At 60.3% G+C, this 1,277-nt stretch carries 2 protein-coding genes; both read left to right on the forward strand.

Features of this window, described 5'->3' with window-relative positions:
* Nucleotides 1-79 precede the first annotated feature (79 nt).
* Nucleotides 80-442, forward strand: a complete 363-nt coding sequence (locus CKW40_RS45275) for a transposase (RefSeq protein ID WP_095205382.1) — start codon at nt 80-82, stop codon at nt 440-442.
* Complete coding sequence (locus CKW40_RS42215; RefSeq protein WP_244571570.1) at nt 388-1,236, forward strand: IS3 family transposase; 849 nt, start codon at nt 388-390, stop codon at nt 1,234-1,236. The genes CKW40_RS45275 and CKW40_RS42215 overlap by 55 nt, the downstream gene beginning before the upstream one ends.
* Nucleotides 1,237-1,277 lie beyond the last annotated feature (41 nt).

The raw sequence follows: 1,277 nt of genomic DNA on the forward strand, positions 1-1,277 counted from the left end.
ATTGGAGTGAACCCCACCGGCTGGACCAGGCGGGCGTGAAAAACTGATACGCTCGATGGGCCTTGAACGGAGAAGGCTCATGAAGTCCCGAGGTCCATACCGTCGTCACTCGACGCAATTCAAGCTACAGCTCTGCCAAGACATCCGCAGTGGCGTCATCGGGCGCCGCGATGCCCAGCGTACCTACGAGGTCTCGGCAAACCTCATCCAGCTGTGGTTGACCCAGTTCGATCGGGGCGAACTGAATGACGAGGAAGCTGAGGCCAGCGTCATTGCTGAATACGAGGCGCGTATCGCCGCTCTCGAGCGCAAGGTCGGTCAACTCACGATGGAATTGGACCTTGCCAAAAAAACGCCGCGGCTGGCGACCGCCGGCGACAGCGAGAGATCCTTGATCGTCACCGGCCCCCGGCCTGCTCTGTCAGACGGGGTTGTCAAGTGATCGACCTACCGAGAAGCACCTTCTACTATCGCGCGACGACCAAAACGGCCAACCTCTCGGACGCGGACCTCGTCACCCTCATCGAGGACATCCAGGACGAATTGCCCTGCTATGGCTATCGGCGGGTAACCCACGAGTTGCGCAGGCGCGGGCACCTGGTCAACCATAAGCGCGTAGCCCGTGTGATGAGGGCGGCAAGCTTGGGGATCAAGCCGCGCAGGCGTTATGTGCGCACGACCGACAGCAGCCACGATTCCCCGATCTACCCGAACCTCTACCGCAATGTGATCCCGGATCGGCCTGACATGGTCTGGGTTGCCGATTTCACATACATCCGAATTGCCACCGGCTTCTGCTACCTCGCAGTCATTCTCGATGCCTGCAGCCGCAAGGTCGTCGGCTATGCCTTATCCCGACGGCTCGACACGCCCTTGGCGCTTGCTGCCTTGCGCTCCGCTCTGACAAGCAGGAGACCGCCGCCAGGCTGCATCCACCACACCGACCGTGGGTGCCAATATGCGTCCGAAACCTACCGAAGAGCGCTCGAAACGGCCGGCCTGCGCGGCTCGATGAGCGCGATCGGCAATCCCTACCACAATGCGCAGGCTGAGAGCTTCATGAAGACCTTGAAGGTCGAGGACGTCTATGTGGCTGGCTACGACAGCTTTGCCGACGTAGCCGAACGATTGCCGAGGTTCATCGAAGAGGTCTACAACTCGAAACGGCTGCACTCATCCATTGGCTATCGATCACCACAGGAATTTGAAATCCAACTTGCCCGGAAGGCGGCTTAGTTTGGCGGCATCGCCTGGTCCAGCCGGTGGGGTTCACTCCA

The organism is Mesorhizobium carmichaelinearum (genome assembly GCF_900199455.1).
In the GTDB taxonomy this organism is placed as follows: domain Bacteria; phylum Pseudomonadota; class Alphaproteobacteria; order Rhizobiales; family Rhizobiaceae; genus Mesorhizobium; species Mesorhizobium carmichaelinearum.

Excerpts from the sequence above, each read along its gene's own strand:
- CKW40_RS45275 (WP_095205382.1), top strand. The coding sequence starts at position 80 with ATGAAGTCCCGAGGTCCATACCGTCGTCACTCGACGCAATTCAAGCTA.